We start from the raw sequence: 20,655 nt of genomic DNA, 5'->3' as shown, positions 1-20,655 counted from the left end.
TTGTCAGTTAAAAACACAACCAAACCATAAAATTATTTACACTTTTTATAGTTGGCATTGGTTTCTAGATTAAATAGCGAATGTCGACCTTTGTCAATATATCAGCAGCAACTTTATGGGATTCTCTATTTAATTGAACAGCGACAAAGGTTAAGCTCTTAACGCTTCTCTAATTTTTTCGCTAAAACTTTAATGCGTTACTTGTATCCATTTAGCAAATTAGTCAACTTATTTATGCAAAATTGGCTTAATATCATATTTAACAATCCTTTCTCGATTGCCCTTTATTTTTTAAGCAGAGAAAAATATAATGTCAAAATTACTTTCCAGACTATGTTTAGCTGGCTCATTAGTTTTAGGTTTAAGCGGCTGTATTGTCAGCGAAAAGCTCGATTATCAATTGATGGTACAAGAAGATGCCAAATGGGTAGCCGAAGAGCAATTTACCGACACGATTATTGCTGTCGGTAAGCCCGCCGCGCCTATTCAAGGCGTTGAACATGCGATTGTATTTGCGGGAGAAAAGCGCAGCTATTTGGTGCAGAGCGCCAAGAGAGATCGTGAATTTATTGATATTTTAAACCAAGTAGATTTGGCTTATTTTTCCTTTAAGCCCATGCCGGCATTCAATGCGCCATATTTTAGAATAAGAATAGGCGAGCAAGGCTGCACCTCAGCGCAAGGATGCATTGCCACCATATTATGGTTTGAAAAACCGACCCATCTACTAGCCGCCGGTGAAACTGCTAAACTTGAAGGGTTTGATTTTACTTGTCATGACGGTTTTGCAGGTGGTATGACACGCTGTACAAAAAATCTCTGGCGGCTCCCTGTGACGGTGGCTCCGGCGGTGAAAAATATCGAGACGCTCGCCTATCGCTTGCCGCAACCGACCACGCTAAAGTTTTATCATTATCAACCAGACAAAGCTTTAGCAGAAGAAAAAAGGCTTAAAACGCTGATGCCATTTGCCAAGGCGTTTGACATCATTACCTTTCCCATTCAATTTATTATGGTAGAAGGTGTTAGATAAGTGCCATTTATTAAAAGGTTGTTTATCAATTAGAAAAAAAATCAATGTCTTAGGATTTAAGCATCTTTTTGATAGACAACTCTAAAGACAAATAGGTACCAAATAATATCACCACCGAGCCGATAATCGCTGGCGTGTCTAAAGCCTCACCAAGCAGCAGATAGCCTAAAATAATGGCAAAAATCGGAATCACTAAGGTAATACTGGTCGCGCGCATCGGACCGATACTTTTAATGAGTTGATTCATAAAAATCAGCGCGATGGCGGTTGAAAAGACGCCGATACAAATCACTGATACCCAAGCAGTGAGGCTAATGGTTTTGCCATAGGGAAACTCATACACCGCTATCGGCAGCATGATAATACTGGCAATGATAAGCGAGCCTGCGGTAATTGCCACCGGCGAGACATCGTATAAATAGTTTCTGGTGATATTGGCGCCGACCGCATAACCAACACAGGCCAATAATGCGTAGCCCATCGGCAGTAACCCTGAACCTGAACCAGCGCCCTGCCCGCTGCCGCCAAATAAGTTCTCACTCATCAAAATAATCACGCCGATAACGCCAATGATTAAGCCGATAATTTGTTTTTTTGACAGTCGGTCTTTAAAAAAGGTGCTGGCGATAAAACCGCTCATCATCGGTACAGAGGCATTAAGCACCGCCAACACCCCAGCATTGACCGAGCGCGCTGAAAAGGCAAACAGGATAAAAGGAATAGCGGCAGAAAACAGTCCGACTAGGGTCAAAACCTTCCAGTTATCACGTATGCCTGCTCTGTTTTTTGAGCTGATTAAGACAAAAACCAGCATCACCAAACCGGCAAATACCACCCGCAAACTGGCAAACGCTAGCGAGCCAAATTCCGGCACGCCGATACGGTAAAAAATAAAAGACAGCGACCACATAAAGGACAGGGTCATAAAAATAATGAGGTCGCGGTTGGACATGGGTGAATCCTATCAAGCGTTAGACGTTAAAAAAACCACGATGATAACTGGTTAAACGCTTGAGAGCTGTTGTCTTTTTATACTGCTTGCAGATTTTTTATAGCTTTACCTTATCCAAAATAAAATCAATATCTTTATCGCCGCGCCCTGACAAGTTGACCAAAATTGTCTCATCCGCTGACATATCCTTGGCGATTTTCATCGCATAGGCAATGGCATGTGCCGACTCTAAGGCAGGGATAATACCCTCAAGGCGTGATAGCGCCATAAAGGCTTCTAAACACTCTGCATCAGTCGCTGATTCATAAGTAGCCAGTTGTAAATCTCGTAGGTGCGAATGCTGTGGTCCAACGCCCGGATAATCTAGACCAGAGGCAATCGAATGTACCGGTGCAGGCTCGCCTTTTTCATCGAGCAATACATAACACTTAAACCCATGAATCTCGCCTTTGACGCCGAGCGACATTGTTGCCGCATGATTGGGTGTATCTAAGCCCTCACCTGCAGGTTCCACGCCGATTTTTTGTACCTCTGCATCATCAAAAAAGCCGCTAAACATGCCGATAGCATTGGAGCCGCCGCCAACACAAGCGACCACCTTATTAGGCAACTTACCCGTCGTCGCTAAGAACTGCGCCCGTGCTTCATGTCCAACTACTGACTGAAAATAGCTGACCATTTCAGGATATGGCGCCGGCCCCAATGCCGAGCCAATCGCAAACATGCTAGTATCAAGCTCATTCAAATAAGTCTCAAAGGCGCTATCGACTGCTTCTTTTAGCGTCCCTGCGCCGCGTGAGACTGGCACGATATTGGCACCCAAAATCTTCATCCGGCTGACGTTTGGATGTTCTTTTTTAATATCGACCACACCCATGTGAATCTCACACTCCATACCCATCAAGGCTGCTGCCGTTGCCAACGCGACGCCGTGTTGCCCCGCACCCGTTTCCGCAATCACCTTTTTTTTGCCTAATTTTTTGGCTAATAACACTTCACCCAAACAGTGATTAATCTTATGCGCGCCCGTATGGTTTAAATCTTCACGTTTAAAATAAATCTGCGCGCCGCCGCAATGCTGGGTCAAACGCTGCGCATGATAAATGGGACTTGGACGACCGACATAAGTCTCACGTAAGCGCTTCATCTCTTTGATAAAGTCGTCGTCTTTGATAATTTCACGAAAACCTACTTCGATCTCACTCATGGCTTTGGCAAGCTCAGGATGAGCAATTTTGCCACCGAACTCACCATATAAACCCTCGCTATTCGGCAAGATGGATTGATGTAAACCGTAGCCCGTGGCGGTATTTTTCGTTGTCATAGTTAAACCTTATTGTTTTAAATTAATTACTACTATTGTTGTCTTTGCCGAATTATTTAGCGTTTTTAATGATAAGAATGTTTTAATGTATTTGTGTTCTAGTACATTGAAACAAGATAATAAGGTAAATTCCCTATTTGGTCAAGTTTACGCCTTACTATAAAAATAACTGACTAAAAACTGGCAAGAATAATCGATGAACGAAAGCCCGATTTATCTATAAGTATTACAGCAATCGTGTGACTGAAATAATAACGCAACCTATGTTTGCTAATATGATGCTCGCTTGGCTTAGCGCACCTTTGCGGTCGAAAGCTAATATTATTTCATACAGGCTTTTTTTAGCTTAAATATCAAATTAGGATACACCATGCAACGACGCCAACTGATTAAAGCCATGGGTTTAAGCTTAGGCGCTATCAGCACCTCCGCTGCGGTGAGCGGTTGCCAAACGCTTGCCAAGCAGCCAAAACTACCAAGCAAAATTACTCAAGCTGGACACTTTCCCAATATCATCGTCGGTAGTGGTTACGGCGGCGCGGTATCAGCGCTACGATTAAGCGAAAAAGGTCATAAAGTATTGATACTTGAGATGGGTATGCGCTGGGATAGAACGCCAAATCACGACACCTTTTGCAAAATGATTAGCGCCGATAAACGCTCAAGCTGGTTTAGCAATATGCCAAACGCCCCTATCCCGATTCCAATTCCTATCAGAAAATATCCTGGGGTATTGGATTTAATCGAATACGACGATATGAAAGTATTCGCAGGGCGTGCTTATGGCGGCGGCTCCATCGTCAATGGCGCGATTGCCATTCAGCCAAGACGCTCGCATTTTGAAGCAGTGTTTCCTTGGATTGATTCTAATGAGATGTACGATACTTATTTTCCCCGTGCCATGAAAAATCTGAAAGTCAGTAAAATCCCTGAATCGTTTTTTAATGAGTCCGAGCATTATGAGTACACTCGCGCAGCTGAACGCCAAGCAGCAAAAGCGGGACTTAAAACCGAATTCTTTGGTAATAGCTATGACTTTGATTATATGCAAAAAGAAGCGCGTGGCGAAGTCTATCCGTCAGCACTCGGCGGTGAAGTCATTTATGGCAACAATGCGGGCAAATTTTCACTGGATTTAACCTACCTAAAAGACGCCGAAGCCACCGGCAATGTCACGGTCAAAACCTTGCGCAAAGTTAATAGCATCCAAGCGCTCGATAATGAGCAACTCAGATTAGAAGTTCATGTGTTAAATACTACAGGCGGCATCGATAAAATTGAGCATTATACCTGCGATAAGCTATTTCTAAATGCCGGCAGTACGGGCACCTCAGAGCTGCTACTCAAAAGCCAAGCAGAAAGGAAACTAAACAACCTAAACGAACATATTGGTCAACATTGGGGACCCAACGGTAACATCATGACCGGTCGCAATTTCGTCCACGCTGCAGGCACCACTCAATCTACCATTCCCGTTAAAGGGATAAATATGTGGGATGGCGATAGAGACGGCTCAAAGTACAAAATCTTTGCCGAACTCGCGCCGTTGCCGCTAGGACTCGAGACGTGGACGACTCTATATCTCGCCATCACTGACAACCCAGAACGTGGCAATTATTATTATGATAAAACCACTAAAACCGTCAAACTTAACTGGAAACGCGAGCAAAATGAGTACTCGGTAAACGCTGCCAAAGAGCTGATCGAAAAGCTCGCCAAAGTAAATGGTGGCTCGACTTCAAGCTTATTATTTACCAAAGGCTTTGGCGATGACTTCTGCTATCATCCGCTTGGTGGCTGTGTATTAGGCTTGGCAACCGATGGATTTGGACGCGTCAAAGGGCATAAAAATATCTACGTGCAAGATGGCGCGTTAATCCCTGGCAGCGCAGGCGTCAATCCGTATGTGTTTATCACGGGACTTGCCGAGCGTAATATGGCGAGGATTTTGCGGGAAGATTTGTAAAATTTGGCTAGATAAAAAATGGTCTTGAGGGGTGTTTTTCGTTGCATACTTTTGGAGTTGATGTAACTCTTAAAGTTATTTTCAATATTCTGAACTTTATTTAGGTAACTGTATATTTGACAAAAGCTATACCAACACCTAGAATCAATCGTCATTCATAATTTAGCTTTTGCAAAGGGTTCGGGTGTAGATGCTTCGTCCACTCTTTTTACTTTTGTATACCTCCCTGATTTCAATTGAGCTGACGCTCTTAGTAGGGATTCGTAAATCATGAATGACAACTTCTCTTATCAAATTGCTAGAATTTCCAAAAATAATGGGAAATACCGCAAAATATATATGCCAAATGAAGCTTACAAGGCGCATTTAAGGCAATTGATTCCTCAGCTACAACAAATTTATCATCAGAATGTCATATTTGAATCTGATCATGCTTTTGTTCCTCATCGAAATTGTGTAACCAATGCTTCAATTCATATTGAGCATCGCTATGTATTAACAATAGATATTGAAGAATTTTTTGATAGTGTCAGTTACAGAGTTCTTAATAAGTACATACCTATTTTTTTACTGGAAGACATTATTGTTGATAATAAAGTACCACAAGGTTTTCCTACCAGTCCTATTACTGCTAACATTGCTATGATCGATATTGATAAACTAATTATAGAGTCATTAGAGCGCAGGAATCCTAATATTAAGTATTCTCGCTATGCAGACGACCTTACATTTAGTTTTAGTAATATAAAAGAGAAAGATTTGATTTTTGCAGAAGTAATTAAAGTCTTTAGAGGATTTGGATTAAAAGTTAATAGTAAAAAGACTAAATTGCAAGATAAAAATAACGGCAGGGCTATAATAACTGGCGTTGGAGTTTGTTACCATACCGTCCATCCTACTCGTAAGTCTCTTAAGAAACTACGTGCAGCTGCTCACCAACAAAATGAAAACTCTATAATTGGCTTACAAGAATGGATCTTATGTAAATACCCTAAACTTAAAATGGGATATCGCTAATAGACTTTTATTCACTGTAGCTGATATTATTTCTCACCCTTTTCTTCTTCTTTTTTTCTTAAATAATATTGTTGCTGTCTAAAAAACTTCTTTGCCAATGGTCTATTTATAAAAGTATTATAGGAGCTGAATAAGATCGTTTCCTCACTTTTTGAATAAACCCCTCTACTACCTTTTTTAACGATGTGACCAACAGCATTCCATTCAGCCTTAGTTTTATAAGCTATAAAGACATCTGGTTTTTCATTCTTTGCTTTTTCCTTTTTTTCTAAAAATATCTTAGCTAAATCTAAGTCAATAACCGTATCATTAACATGAAAATATAATCCATCACCTTTCAAATAGATACCCTTGCTATTTTTTATGACCACTCGTCCTATAGAGTTCCAGTCAGCCATCATTTTATGGTTGTCTTTATTGATGTTATTAATATAATGAGTTTTCAATGTTGACCTCTCTTTCAATATAGCGCTCTATATATTTTAAGCCTTAAGATACTGTAAGTAATCAGAAGGCAAAACACGATAGATACTAACAATAATAGGATGTTACCGCTAGCCCTGATAGTAGCGGTATCCTAACGCCGACGATGGCGATGCGGACTATGGCTGGGGGTGGTCGCTCGAATGTTGGAACGCCACCAGACAAACCAGTCCGCACGCCATCGACAAGTTAGATACAAGCGGATAGCAGGATTAGCTCCAACAACTAATTATTCCTCAAAAACCTATAAATCGTATTCTCAAAATCTAACCAAAACTCCCCGCTACATCACAATATTTGAATTCCTAAAACCCTCCTCCCTACCACACAGCCATTGAATTCCAACCTTGCATCAGCAACAATGGCAGTATCTATTTATGACACTCAATCTATAAAAACCATTCGAGAAAAAGGATAAATAATGAAACTGCGCATCTTAAAATCTGCCGTTACCAACCCTTGGTTTAATCTCGCGACCGAGGATTGGATATTTAATACGCTCGACGCAGACTCGCACACGCTGTTCTTATGGCGCAATAGCGAGACCGTGGTCATTGGGCGCTCGCAAAACCCGTGGGTAGAATGCAAAATCGATAAGATGGAAGCCGACGATGTGTTTTTGGCGCGGCGTCAGAGTGGCGGCGGTGCGGTGTTTCATGATTTGGGTAATACCAACTTTACCTTTTTATCGCCCAAAGCCGACTACGATCAAGAAGCGAACTTTACCATCATCATCAACGCGCTAAAAAAACTGGGCATAGACGCGGATTTATCTGGGCGTAACGATATGCAAGTCGGCGATAAAAAAATATCAGGTAGCGCCTTTAAACATGCGGCTGATCGCAGTTTTCATCACGGGACTTTATTGGTCAATGCCAACATGCAAAAGCTCAGCGATTATCTAAATCCGCACCCCCTTAAACTGAAAGCAAAAGGTATCAAATCTGTCCGTGCGCGCGTCGCTAACTTGGTTGAGTTTAATGAAGACATCAATCACGAGACCTTATCCGAGGCGATTATCGAGGCGTTTTGCGAATACTATCGTGACACGGATTATGGCGACACTACGCCAGTAGAAGAGTTGGATGAAGCCAGTCTCGCCAAGCAGCCTAACCTGAATAAATACTATCAGCAGATGGCAGATTGGGATTGGCGCTTTGGTAAGACGCCTGAGTTCACCCATCATATCGAGACGCGATTTGATTGGGGCATTATTGATTTACACCTTGATGTGAAGCAAGCAGTGATACGCGAAGTGGTCATCTTCTCTGACGCGCTAAACGTTGAGTTGATTGATCTTTTAAAAGAATCACTGGCAGATGTTAAGTACGACAAGCATGATATTAAAGCTAAGTTTGATGAGCTCAGCAGAGCGCATCCTGATTTGGCAGCGCAGATTGATGACGTGTCTGCGTGGTTACGTGGTGAAATGGAAGGGTAGATTTTTGCTTGTTATTAATAATAAATAAAGGGACTCAAGTTCCTCTTGCAGTCAATTTCTCAAAAGCTTTCATAGTTTACGTTGACTAAGGTTGTCATATCATTTATAGCTTTAAATAAACTTAAGTTTGATATTTTGCGCTTTTGCCCTCTATAATATGATGCAAATAATAGAATCGTTATAAAAGTCCAAACTTTAAACGTTTAAGCAAGGTAGCACTATGGCAGCCTATATAACCGTCGGCGCAAAGACCTCTCACGGTGGGACGGTCGTCTCCGGCTCACCGCATACCACTCATAACGGCATTCCTGTCGCGCGTAAAGGCGATAAAGTCATCTGTAAAAAATGCAAAAAGGTGACCACTATTCTTAGTGGTGACCCATCCTTTATCGTCGATGGCGCGCCCATTGCGCGCGGCGGTGATGTCACCAGCTGCGGTGCTAAGCTGATTGCTAATCAACAGTCGTTTGCTGAGTCGGACTTTGAAGTGTTTGGGGTTGAGCAGGCAGCGCCTTTGCAGTTTCCTAAGGCAACTTTATAAAATAGTTTATTCCCTAAAGGTAATTTCTCCTAAGAATAACAAGTCTTTAAGATAGAATTCAATAGCTGAATTAGCAAAAAAGCTCATCATTACCTAACAAAAAAACGGCAGGGAATTTCTCCCCTACCGTATTCTCAATTTAAACTCTTAATTCAAATTAGAACTCTAAATACTCGCCGCAACCTCAGCCCCATCACGAATCGCTCGTTTTGCATCCAACTCAGCTGCCAGTTTCGCACCACCGATTAAGTGATATTGTGCGTCTGGCGCATCGCCAACGTTTGGCATCAGCTCAACGACTGACTCTTGACCGGCACAGACCACAACGCTATCGACACGTAGCAGCTGGCTTTGACCTTGGTTATTGGTGATCCAAATACCTTCATTGGTAATTTTATCGTACTGGGCGCCTGATACTTGGATGACGCCGTGCGATTTAACGTGAGCACGATGTACCCAGCCCGAGGTTTTATTAAGACCACTGCCCAAGCGACCTTTGGTACGCTGCATTAAGTATACTTGGCGCACCGGCTTGATGGCTTCAGGCTTAATCAGACCACCCTCGGTTTGATAGTTGGTATCAGAGGTCACGCCCCACTCTTCGCGCCACTCGCTGATAGACTGCGGCGTCGTACGGTAGCTTGGATCTTTTAGCGCATCAGGACCGATTTCATCTAATGACTGACCGTGATTGGCGGTGAGATATTCACTAACATCAAAGCCAATACCGCCAGCACCAATGACAGCAACAGTTTCACCAACTGATTTTTCACCAGAAAGCAATTCAGCATAGCTCATCACTTGTGGTAAATTAGCACCTTCTAGCTTACCTTCAAGACTTCTCGGTACTACACCAGTAGCGACGATGACATGGTGGAATTTGGCTTTCTCAAGCATGGCTTTATCGACTTTGGTATTAAGTTTAATCTCAACGCCTAAGTGCTCAAGCTCATTGATATAGTAGCGAATGGTTTCAAAGAATTCTTCTTTACCCGGGATGACCTTGGCATAGTTAAACTGACCGCCTAAAATATCTTTCGCTTCAAATAAGGTAACGTCATGACCACGTAGCGCGGCAACATGAGCGGCTGACATGCCAGCGACGCCGCCACCGATAACCGCAACCTTTTTAGGTTTTTTGGTTTTCTTATAAACCAATTCTGTCTCATAGCAAGCTTGTGGATTGACCAAACAGGTCGAGCGTTTATTCTCAAAAGTATGGTCAAGGCAAGCTTGGTTACAGGCGATACAGGTATTGATGCGATCTGCTTGGCCATTTTTAGCTTTATTCACCCAATGCGCATCGGCTAAGAATGGACGCGCCATTTGAATCATATCAGCCTGACCACTAGCGACGATGTCTTCTGCGGTTTCAGGCATATTGATACGGTTGGCTGCCATCATTGGGATGCTGATATGCTTTTTAATCTCAGCGGTGAAATCAACAAAAGCCGCACGCGGCACACTGGTGACAATGGTTGGAACACGCGCTTCATGCCAGCCGATACCAGTATTCATAATGGTAACGCCTGCTTCTTCTAAGGCTTTAGCGACAGTAATGACTTCATCCATGACGTTACCGTCTTTGACCAAATCAATCACTGACAAGCGGAAGAGGATAATAAAGTCTTCCCCCGTCGCTTCGCGTACGGCTTTCACCACATCAACGGCAAATTTCATGCGGTTTTGAATATCACCGCCGTATTCATCCGTACGTTTATTGACATGACGCGATAAAAATTGATTGAGCAAATAGCCTTCTGAGCCCATGATTTCGACACCATCATAACCGGCTTGCTTAGCCAATTTTGCACAGCGCGCGTAGTCTTTAACGGTCTGCTCAATATTTTTAATGCTCATCTTACGTGGTTTAAATGGCGAGATTGGCGATTTAATCGGGCTTGCTGACACTGCAAACGGATGATAACCATAGCGACCACTGTGCAAGATTTGCATGATGATTTTGCTGTCATATTTATGCGCCGCACGGGTGACGCGTTGATGATTAAGGACATCAGCGCGCGTGTTCATCGTACCGCCAGCCGGTAGCAACCAACCTTCACGATTGGGTGAAATACCGCCCGTAATCATCATTGCCACGCCGCCTTTCGCACGTTCGGCAAAATACGCCGCCAGTTTACCGTAATTATAAAAACGGTCTTCAAGCCCCGTATGCATCGAACCCATTACCATGCGATTTTTAAGCGTGGTAAAGCCCAAATCGAGCGGCTCCAATAAATGCGGATAGTGCTCGTTGGTGCTGGCGGTCTCAATGGTGTTGGCAGTGCGGCTGGCGGTCATATCATTTTCCTTATGAATGGTTTGTGGGCTACTTCTAAAGAGAGTTAGGCTTTATAAATACAGTTAAGCGATTTAAAAGCAATCGGGATTCTCAAAATTATTCAACTGCGGGATTTAGTATTACCGTTATCCTAACACACCGCCATTCTTATCAGCTACGCGGACAAGCGACTGATGAGTGAGCAATATATTGATGCGAATGTTCAGCAACTTGGTTTATGACTCAGTTTTATGGCATTTAGCAAAGTAAACCCCACAAACCTGCCCAATTTTTAGTTCGATTGGCTATAATAGCTAGGGCATTGTTATAGAAATACGCTATAAGCATGAGCTATGACATGCTAGATATATAAAGCATATACTCAGCGAAATACAAGTTTTCTTGAGTATCAGCAACCGCTTCGCTAAATCCCTGCACCATCGAATACTAGCAATACGATAAAGGACTATCCTAATGACAGACTTCCACACAGGTCTTGGCAAAAACGCTGCCAACTATCAACCGCTTACCCCTATTGACTTCATCATCCGTAGCGCACAGGTTTATCCTGATAAAACCGCTATCATCTATGACGATTTAGAACACAATAACCTCACGCAAACGTGGCAGCAGACCTACGATCGTTGCCGTCAATTGGCTGACGGTCTGCGCAAATTGGGTATCGATAAAAATGACACCGTGGCGGTCATGATGCCAAACACCCCAGCGATGGTCGAATGCGCCTTTGGTGTGCCGATGTCAGGTGGCGTCCTTTGTACCCTTAATACTCGACTGGATATCAATGCGTTAAGTTTTTGTCTGCAGCACTCAGAAGCCAAAGTGTTAATCTTAGACAGCGAGTTTGCTGAGCATGCTGAGATGATTGATGAAGCCTTCCCCAATCTAATCGTTATTCATGCGACAGATGCGGCGCTCGATATCGAGCGTTTTGGTAGTATGAGCTATGAAGAATTAATCGCCAGCTCAGACAGTTTGGATAATTGGGAAAAACCATTAGATGAATGGGATGCCATTGCGCTCAACTATACCTCTGGCACCACTGGCAAGCCCAAAGGTGTGGTCTATCACCATCGCGGTGCCACGCTCAATGCCGTCTCCAATATTTTAGATTGGGATATGCCCAAGCACCCGATGTATCTATGGACACTGCCTTTGTTCCACTGTAATGGTTGGTGTTTCCCATGGACCATCGCTGAGCGCGCGGGCGTCAACGTCTGCTTACGTAAGATTGACGCTGATTTGATTTTGCAGCTGATTGCCAAGCATAAAGTCACGCATTATTGCTCAGCGCCGGTAGTGCACAATATGATTGCCGGCGGCAAACCTGAATATAAAGAAGCCATTAACCATGAAGTAAAAGGCTGGGTCGCCGGCGCGCCGCCGTCTGAAACCATGCTCGCTGCTATGGAAGCAATGGGTTTTCATATCTCGCACGTTTATGGTCTCACCGAAGTCTATGGGCCGGTCACTGTCTGCGCTGAGCAACAAGAATGGGATGCGCTTGATGTCGCTGCTCGCGCGCAGAAAAAATCACGCCAAGGTGTGACCTCGCATTTGATGACAGGCTTTGAGCTTTTTAAACAAGGGACCACTGAGCCGGTTGCTGCAGATGGCGAAGAGATGGGTGAGCTGGCACTGCGCGGTAATATGGTGATGAAAGGTTACCTAAAAAGCCGTAAAGCGACCGAAGAAGCCTTTGCTGATGGTTGGTTCCGCACCGGTGATTTGGGCGTCAAATACCCCGACGGTTATATCAAAATCATGGATAGGCTTAAAGATATCATCATCTCAGGTGGCGAAAATATCTCTAGTATCGAAGTCGAAAACGTCTTATATAAAATGCCTGAAGTGCAAAGCTGTGCTGTCGTCGCCGCGCCGCATGACAAATGGGGCGAAGTGCCTGTCGCCTTTATCGAGATTCATGCTGGCAGTACCTTGCAACGCGATAATGTGATGGCGCACTGCAAGCAGCATTTGGCTGGCTTTAAAGTGCCTAAATATATTATCTTTGCTGAAATTCCAAAAACCAGCACCGGTAAAGTACAGAAGTTTGAGCTGCGTCAAGCAGCAAAATCATTGGCTCACGAAACGCCAAAAGTCAGCCCAAGTACAACGTAGAACAATGCAGTATAAGCTTTTTGTATGCTAAGTCATTGAGTATAAAAAAGGTCAGCCTAATTGAATTAGGCTGACCTTTTTATTGAACTAAGAAAACTAAGATTATTATCAACCTAACGACTAATTAAGCTTTGGCTCAAGCCATTGGTAAATCAGCATACCGATTATCATCGCTGGGATAAAGACATACGCCTGCCATTGTCCGGTACCTAGCAGCACGATACCCGGTCCTGGGCAAATACCCACCAAGCCCCAACCGATACCGAATAGCATCGCGCCGATTAGCAGTTTTTTATTGATAGTAGTTTTGGTTGGCATCTCAATTAAGGTGCCAATCCAGCTATTCTTTTGCCGCTTAGCCAGTTGCACGCCGACTATCGCCACCGCCAGACCGCCGCCCATCACCAGTGCTAGAGAAATATCCCACGCACCAAAGACGTCCAAAAAACCCTGCACTTTAACAGGGTCGGTCATCCCTGATATCAGCAGTCCAAAACCGAATAATAACCCTGCCAGTAATCCAATTATATTTTTTAGCATGTTTGTTTCTCGCACCTAATGTGTTAATCCAAGCTGTTATAACAATCTATTATGACTAGCTGTTATAAACAATATTCATCGCTGTCTTCGCAACGTGCTGTCTATATGACTTTTAAATCAAGCCCAAGACATGGCGACCAACATAAACGGTCACAATACCAAACAACATAAAGGTCGCCGTCGCCGCCATCGAACGTGGTGACAGTCGCGCATTACCGCAGATACCATGGCCGCTGGTGCAGCCTGAACCTAAACGCGTGCCAAAGCCTACCAGCAAACCTGCGCCAATTAATAACGGTATAGAAGTACTTACTTCTATCACTGGTAACGGATTGACCAAACGATATAATAACGGCGAGATAACAAGACCGGCGATAAATAACACCTGCCACATCTCGACGCGCTTGGGCTTTAAAAGACTTGAGAAAATACCACTAATACCCGCAATACGACCAATACCCAATAGCAGAATAACGGTCGCCACCCCTAGCATCAGACCGCCTACTAAGGAGATTGGCGTAAATGCCTGCCAGTCTATTTGTATACTCATAATGTTTACCTAAGCCAATTTTTATCAAATACAGATTTAAATTCGTTTTATATAAATACATTATATAATAAAATATAATAAATAGGTAAAAAATACTGAACCCTCGTTACACAGGCTCAGTATCCTTTTTACTATAAAAACAACTTAATAAATACAGTCATTATTATAAATATAGTAATTATTTAAACTATTTAGCCAATACTTCATCAAGCGCTTTTTCAAAACGCTGTACCGCGCCGTCGACATCGGTCAATTTATCGAGACCAAATAGACCTAAGCGGAAGGTTTTAAAGTTATCAGGCTCGCCTACTTTTAACGGTACACCAGCAGCGATTTGCATGCCAGCTTCAGCAAAGGCGCTCCCTTTATGCATATCATCTCGCTCGGTATAAGCAACCACGACGCCCGGCGCCTCAAAACCTTCTGCTGCAACGCTCTCAATACCTTTAGTAGCTAATACTTCACGGACGCGCTGACCAAGCTCCCACTGTGCCGCACATAGTTTATCAAAGCCCACTTCTTTGGCCTCATTAACGGTATCGCGGAACTGACGTAAGCTATCGGTTGGCATCGTCGCATGGTACGCATGACCGCCATTTTCATAGGCGCGCATGATGTTTAACCACTGTTTTAAATCTAAACTAAAGCTATCAGACTCGGTGCTGTCTACTTTTTGCACCGCAGCGGCGCTCAGCATGACCAAACCTGCGCCCGGTGTGCTGCTCCAGCCTTTTTGCGGCGCGCTAATAAGCACGTCAATGCCCAAGTCTTTCATATCGAGCCAGACGCAACCTGAAGCGATACAGTCAATGACTAATAAGCCGCCAACGCTATGAACGGCCTCGGCCAATGCTTTGATATAGTCTTCTGATAAAATAATACCAGATGAGGTTTCAACGTGCGGCGCAAAAACCATGGCGGGTTTTTCTGCTTTAATTTTAGCAACGGCTTCATCGATAGCAACTGGAGAAAACGGCTTTGGTGTATCACCTTCTTCACGATTGGCAGTCAATACTGTAGACGACTTGGCAATTTTGCCTTTTTCTAAAATTTGCGTCCAACGATAACTAAACCAACCGTTACGGATAATCAGGCAATCTTCATCACTGGCCAATTGACGCGCCACAGCTTCCATCCCATAAGTACCAGAACCAGGAACGATGGCAACGGCATCAGCGTTATAGACTGATTTTAAGTCGCTAGATAAGTCGTTCATGACTTGCTGAAAGACTTTTGACATGTGGTTTAGGGCGCGGTCAGTATAGACCACTGAGTATTCTAATAAGCCGTTTGGATCAATATCTTGACGTAATGCAGTCATAGGACGCTCCTAGTATAATAAGAGAAAATTTGGTTACTGGGTTTTGAGTTTTGGGCATGGTTGAGGTTTTGCCACATCACTGATGTTTTTTGCTCTATCGATTATAGGGGGTAATTTGGCAAAAAACCAACCCGTGTTTAGCAAATGGTTTAGCGGCTAGTTTGATTAGTGGTTTGATAAATGGTTTAACGACCGCGATGCGCCTCTTGTAATCCCGACACCACAAAATCTAGCAACTCATTATCACCTTCACGGGCCGCTTTACGCATCAGCTTTGATGGCGCATGGGTCAGCGTCTGGGTTAAACGTCGCGACAGCTCAATAAGAATGTCCTCAGGGCTGGCATTATCCTGTTGCAGCTTAGCAATAGATTCATGCAGCAGTTTATCGACTTGGTCATGGGTGCGCGCGCGATATTGCTGAATATCTTTGCCGACTTGGCGCACTTGAAAGCGTCGATCCATCTCAACGACCAATTGACTGACGAGCAGCTCAGCATCGACCGCCGCTTGCCTGCGCTGCTCAATATTACCGGCAATCACGTGTTGCAAATCATCGACAGAATACAGATAAACATCATCGATACGGCTAATGGTCGAATCAATATCGCGCGGCACCGCCAAGTCAATCATCAGCATCGGCTGATAGCGACGGCTTTTAAGCGCGCGCAAGGTCATGGTTTTATCAATCAGCACATCCATGCTGCCACTACAGCTACTGACAATATCGGCTTCTGACAATACTTGCGGCAACTCTTGCAGCGCTCTCACCTCTATAATGCGATCAGGTCGACGCAATTCAGCGGCCAATGCTTCAGCACGCTCAGGATTACGGTTACAAATAATAACCCGACCGACCCCAAGCCCTGCAATATGGGTCGCTACCAAGCGATTCATCTCGCCTGCTGCGACGACTAATAAGGTACGACTGGGCAAATCGTCAAATATTTGCGTGACCAATTTGGCGGCAGCATAGCTAAGGGATACCGCTTGAGCGCCCACTTGGGTCTCATTACGCACGCGTTTGGCAGCGGCAAATACCTGATCGACAATCCAGCCGAGCTGGTTGCTTAGGGCTTTTTGATCCTGCGCCAGATGCACAGAGCGCTTGATTTGACCAAGTATCTGCGGCTCACCCAATATCATCGAGTCAAGACCAGCGGCGACTCTGAGCCAATGGGTCAAAGCATGAGTATCACGGTGCACATAAAGATAAGGGTCAATCTCATCCAACGACAACTGTTTAAAATCCGCCAGCCATGTTTTGATTTTTAGAATATGGGCGCTGATGGCCGCTGAAGCAGTCTGCACAGCGACTGCATTATTGCTGGCAATAGTAGCAGCTTGTGGCTCTGCTAAATGTGCGCCTGATTCTGGTGCTAATGAAAGCTGCGGGACGAGCGCATAAATCTCAGTACGGTTACAAGTAGAGACAATGACGCTACCATCGGTAAAGCGCTCTAGCTGTTTAAGGGCGATATTCACATCGTCACCAACAAGCGCCAAGCGCTCTCGTAGAGCGACTGGTGCGGTTTTGTGATTGACCCCAATGACCACTAATCTCATTATTGATAGACCATAAATATAACGTTTACCTGCCAGCCAAACGCTCTTAGAATGTTAAGAAATCCTATTCAATCAGCAGTGCTAAAAAACAGCTTTTCACAGACAGCGCTTGATAAACTGCCTTTGAAAAAATGTCTTTAATAAACAATGCGCACGATACGCCACGAGAGACACAGTGTAAACGCCTAAAAAGCGTTTATTATATCATTATTGCCAGCTTTATTTAACAGGCAACGCTTGGCGATGGTATTTGTCTGTATCTGGGCATGGCCGTGATAAATCAACTGCTATGATGGCTTTTCAAGTAAATGCTGCTAAATAGCTAAATTTAAAAAACGCTAGTAGCGTTCATCTTGTTTATTAGCAATGACCGGCGGTGATGATTAGCAATGGCCGGTTATTCAATAATTGAGTGACTACCGCCGACTTAGGATAATTTAGCAGTTACTTAATCCTCTAAATATTGCTAATATCTGAGTAACACGGACGCTATTGTTTATCCCCTCAATCTACTCTTATAATGCTAGTGACGGGTTTTCTTCGCAGCTATTTCTAGAATAATAACAATAAAATCACCTTGTTATGCTGCAAACGATTTGACGGGTAAATAATGGGTAACCACTGCTAGCTATGATTTTTTTTGGCTCATCCTTTAGATTGCAACCTATGCATCATGATCAGTCTCGCCTGCGCGCTTTACTGCACGCTATTATTGAGCGGCTATGCCAGCGCCATCAGCTAACTTTATCGTTGGCCGTTTGCTTATGCCTAGGATTACCTGCCCACGCCAAATATATCAGCCCCTCACTACATATCAGCTCCTATGACATCTCTGCCGTCGTCGCCAGTGATGCCAATACTAACAATGTAAATATTAGTGATGTAAACATTAATGATGCTAGTAGTGAAAATTCTATTAATACTCCTGCTCATAAAACGCTTACCAAGCAATCATTTAATCAACAGCCACAAACCACTGAAAACGTGGCTAATGTCAACAGTCTAGCACCGACAAGCGGCGGGCAAGTGACGCTTAGAGAACCAAGTTTGTACGCGCTTTTAGATGCAGAGTTTGCCGCGGATCGCGATGATACCGAACGCGCGCTGACCATCTATAAGCAGCAGTCTTTTAAACAAGATGCGACGGCGGTATTTGAGCGCGCGCTAAGCTTATCTTTACGTAATGAGAGTGTTGAGGATTCGCTGCGCTTTGCCAAAACTTGGCAAGACCAAAACCCCGACCACGTGCCCGCGTGGTTTTATGTGGCGCACTTAGCCTTGCGCGCTCATGATTATGAATTGGCAGGCGAAAGCCTGAATCGTATTTTAAGCTATGATCCGCGTGCCGATCTTAGCGAAATTCTGATTGGCATTTATCCCAGTACTGATGAAGACAAACGCGAACTACTTGCCGCTCTGCAACCTATCGATAGTGAGCAAAACGCTTCTTTGTCAGTGTTAAAAGCCGGTTTGCTGTATCAGTTTAATGAGCCTGAGGTTGCCATTGTCCATATCGATCGCGCTTTAGCCCGTCAACCTGATTATGTGCCTTTCATTACTTTAAGAGCCGATATATTGCGCAAGACTGAGCCATCAGAGGCAGTCATTCACTATATTAGCCAAGCCCGCCTACGTAATCCTGATAGCAAGAGCTTATATTTATATGAGATTCGCTACTTACTTGATTTAAAACAAAGCGAGCAGGCTTGGCAGCTGTTACTTGACGCCCATGAGCGCTTTGTCGATGATGAAGAGATTACCTTGCTGGCCGCACTGGTCAGCTTAGACGTTGAAGAGTACGCCAGCGCTGATCAGCTACTCAATATGTTGGCCAAAAGTCCGGCTTACCTTGACCAAGCCTACTACTATCTTGGTATCAGTGCCGAGCGCCAGCAGCGCTTTGAGCAAGCAAAGCACTATCTCAATGGCGTCATGCAAGAAGACTTGGTATTAGAAGCGCGTCGAAAAGTGGTTTCGTTTGAGCTGCTTAATGATGACGTCGAGGCAGCCATCGCAACTTTAGAGAAGTTGCGTAAAGACTTTAGCGTCTTCGCCCCTGACAGCTTTGTGATGCAAGCGGATATCTTGTGGCAGCAAAACGAAGCCGATGAAGCGCTACGGTTATTAACGCGCGCTGCTCGCAAATATCCTAATAATGAGATGCTGCTATTTGCCCGCGTCCAACTCCTTGATGACAAAAACGATTATATCGTTAAGCGCACCTTGCTCAATCACTTGCAAACGCTTGACCCGACCAATCTCTCCTATCAGCTCAGTTACGCGCAGCTATTGCTAGCCAATGAGCGCAGCTCTGAGCAAGGTCTAGCGCTGGCAACGTCTATTATCCAAATCCGTTATGATGACCCGCGCTATGACAATGAGCTGCATCTGCAAGCACTCAACATACTGGCAGCGGATGCCTTAGCGACCGAGGACTACCAGCAGGTCATCGACTATCTACAAACGCCGTATGACGTCTTCCCGACCCTACGTTCAGGCACGCTGTTACTACGCGCTTATCAAGGCTTGGGCAATAATGAAAAAGTCGAAGCATTACTGGCAGACTTACAACAGCGCTTCTCATTTGGTCAACGCAATATCAACGACCGGATACAGCTTTATTAATGCGCTTTTTGCTTAAAACTTATTTAATATTCGTCATAAAATGCGCATAAAAATAAAAAACGCTTGCCATAAAAACTACAAGCCAGTTATAAGAAATGAACAGCCGCGCATCAGCGAGTAACAAATAACGCTTAAGCTAAGCTCTTTTTAAGCTTTTAAATATGTGAGCTTCTAAATATCAAAACATTAATTTTGTAGATTTGTCACTTTTGAGGAATAACCATGTCCGTATTAAAAAAAACTCAGCCAACTAAACTGGCGCTATTCACCGCTTTAACCACCGCGCTTATGATTACCTCTGGCTGCCAGTCATTAAAAACCGCCAACGCTACCAACCAGCCTATTGGTACGGTACAAGGTCAACCAAAAAAACTTGAGAGCTTTAATATCACGGGCAAAATCGGGGTCACAACCCCTAGTAAGGACAATTCAGGAAACCAAGGCGGTAGTGCGTTTTATGCATGGGGGCAACAAGATGACCGCTTTGCTATCGAATTGATTGGCGCGCTCGGCATTGGCAAAACCAATATCGAATATAATGGTCAGTCGGCGACGTTAGTCAGTGAAAAAACCGGTACTTTAACCGCCGATGACCCTGAAACCTTGCTAAAAAAAGCGACTGGCTGGCAAGCGCCGATTTCACAAATGCCGTACTGGATATCGGGTCGCCCAGCGCCTTCAGACAGCGCGCCACAGCTTGATGCCCAGAACCGTTTGATTAGCTCAGTGAATGGTGAATGGCAAGCGAGCTTTACTTATAAAGGCAATGATAAACTGCCAAATAAAATCAGTGCGATGCAGTCGCAAGGCAATAAAGTGGTAATGACCATCGATCATCAAAAACAATAGTAATACGCAGAAAGCAGAATACATTGTG

At 44.1% G+C, this 20,655-nt stretch carries 16 protein-coding genes; 8 read left to right on the top strand and 8 right to left on the bottom strand.

Annotated elements, in window-relative coordinates:
- Positions 1–310 precede the first annotated feature (310 nt).
- Positions 311–1,033, top strand: coding sequence for a hypothetical protein (locus JMX94_RS07110; protein WP_201564533.1), 723 nt, complete (start codon positions 311–313; stop codon positions 1,031–1,033).
- A 49-nt stretch (positions 1,034–1,082) separates the two neighbouring features.
- On the opposite strand, the gene JMX94_RS07105 is transcribed toward JMX94_RS07110, so the two are convergent.
- Both JMX94_RS07105 and trpB read right to left on the bottom strand, forming a co-directional pair.
- Complete coding sequence (locus JMX94_RS07105; RefSeq protein ID WP_201564531.1) at positions 1,083–1,985, bottom strand: DMT family transporter; 903 nt, start codon at positions 1,983–1,985, stop codon at positions 1,083–1,085.
- 97 nt (positions 1,986–2,082) lie between these two features.
- Positions 2,083–3,309, bottom strand: a complete 1,227-nt coding sequence (trpB, locus tag JMX94_RS07100; protein WP_201564529.1) for a tryptophan synthase subunit beta — start codon at positions 3,307–3,309, stop codon at positions 2,083–2,085.
- A gap of 370 nt (positions 3,310–3,679) precedes the next feature.
- Here trpB and JMX94_RS07095 point away from each other — a divergent pair, with 370 nt between their 5' ends.
- Positions 3,680–5,275, top strand: a complete 1,596-nt coding sequence (locus tag JMX94_RS07095; RefSeq protein ID WP_201564527.1) for a GMC oxidoreductase — start codon at positions 3,680–3,682, stop codon at positions 5,273–5,275.
- Between the two features lie 270 nt (positions 5,276–5,545).
- Entirely contained in the window at positions 5,546–6,292 is a 747-nt protein-coding gene (locus JMX94_RS07090) for a reverse transcriptase family protein (protein ID WP_201564525.1), read from the top strand.
- Between the two features lie 26 nt (positions 6,293–6,318).
- Here JMX94_RS07090 and JMX94_RS07085 read toward each other — a convergent pair whose 3' ends face one another.
- Entirely contained in the window at positions 6,319–6,693 is a 375-nt protein-coding gene (locus JMX94_RS07085) for a hypothetical protein (RefSeq protein WP_201564523.1), read from the bottom strand.
- A 503-nt stretch (positions 6,694–7,196) separates the two neighbouring features.
- Here JMX94_RS07085 and JMX94_RS07080 point away from each other — a divergent pair.
- Together JMX94_RS07080 and JMX94_RS07075 are read left to right on the top strand one after the other, a co-directional pair.
- Positions 7,197–8,216: a lipoate--protein ligase gene (locus JMX94_RS07080; RefSeq protein WP_201564521.1), complete on the top strand. Its 1,020-nt coding sequence runs from the start codon at positions 7,197–7,199 to the stop codon at positions 8,214–8,216.
- Positions 8,217–8,436: 220 nt separating this feature from the next.
- Positions 8,437–8,757, top strand: coding sequence for a PAAR domain-containing protein (locus JMX94_RS07075; protein ID WP_201564513.1), 321 nt, complete (start codon positions 8,437–8,439; stop codon positions 8,755–8,757).
- 165 nt (positions 8,758–8,922) lie between these two features.
- Here JMX94_RS07075 and JMX94_RS07070 read toward each other — a convergent pair whose 3' ends face one another.
- A complete protein-coding gene (locus JMX94_RS07070; RefSeq protein ID WP_201564511.1) occupies positions 8,923–11,058 on the bottom strand; it encodes an NADPH-dependent 2,4-dienoyl-CoA reductase in 2,136 nt (711 codons plus the stop codon).
- Between the two features lie 454 nt (positions 11,059–11,512).
- Here JMX94_RS07070 and JMX94_RS07065 point away from each other — a divergent pair, with 454 nt between their 5' ends.
- Positions 11,513–13,177: an AMP-binding protein gene (locus tag JMX94_RS07065; RefSeq protein ID WP_201564503.1), complete on the top strand. Its 1,665-nt coding sequence runs from the start codon at positions 11,513–11,515 to the stop codon at positions 13,175–13,177.
- A 120-nt stretch (positions 13,178–13,297) separates the two neighbouring features.
- Here JMX94_RS07065 and JMX94_RS07060 read toward each other — a convergent pair whose 3' ends face one another.
- The 4 genes from JMX94_RS07060 to hemA form a co-directional block, all read right to left on the bottom strand.
- Positions 13,298–13,717, bottom strand: a complete 420-nt coding sequence (locus JMX94_RS07060) for a DUF6691 family protein (protein WP_201564501.1) — start codon at positions 13,715–13,717, stop codon at positions 13,298–13,300.
- Positions 13,718–13,829: 112 nt separating this feature from the next.
- The gene (locus JMX94_RS07055; RefSeq protein WP_201564499.1) at positions 13,830–14,267 is read right to left on the bottom strand and encodes a YeeE/YedE family protein; all 438 of its coding nucleotides are present in this window, start codon (positions 14,265–14,267) and stop codon (positions 13,830–13,832) included.
- A 187-nt stretch (positions 14,268–14,454) separates the two neighbouring features.
- Positions 14,455–15,588 carry an aminotransferase class V-fold PLP-dependent enzyme gene (locus JMX94_RS07050; protein WP_201564497.1) on the bottom strand — a complete coding sequence of 378 codons (1,134 nt, stop codon included), beginning with the start codon at positions 15,586–15,588 and terminating at the stop codon, positions 14,455–14,457.
- Positions 15,589–15,773: 185 nt separating this feature from the next.
- On the bottom strand, positions 15,774–17,153 hold the full coding sequence (gene hemA, locus JMX94_RS07045) for a glutamyl-tRNA reductase (protein WP_201564496.1): 1,380 nt from the start codon (positions 17,151–17,153) through the stop codon (positions 15,774–15,776).
- A 666-nt stretch (positions 17,154–17,819) separates the two neighbouring features.
- Here hemA and JMX94_RS07040 point away from each other — a divergent pair.
- Complete coding sequence (locus JMX94_RS07040; RefSeq protein ID WP_227673548.1) at positions 17,820–19,778, top strand: tetratricopeptide repeat protein; 1,959 nt, start codon at positions 17,820–17,822, stop codon at positions 19,776–19,778.
- Between the two features lie 222 nt (positions 19,779–20,000).
- Complete coding sequence (lolB, locus tag JMX94_RS07035) at positions 20,001–20,627, top strand: lipoprotein insertase outer membrane protein LolB (RefSeq protein WP_201564491.1); 627 nt, start codon at positions 20,001–20,003, stop codon at positions 20,625–20,627.
- The last annotated feature ends 28 nt before the right edge of the window (positions 20,628–20,655 follow it).

Origin of the sequence: Psychrobacter sp. CMS30, from assembly GCF_904846565.1 — a bacterium.
Classification (GTDB): Bacteria; Pseudomonadota; Gammaproteobacteria; order Pseudomonadales; family Moraxellaceae; genus Psychrobacter; species Psychrobacter maritimus.
The sequence above is the reverse complement of the archived record's forward strand: the minus strand, read 5'-3'. Positions and strand labels throughout refer to the sequence as shown.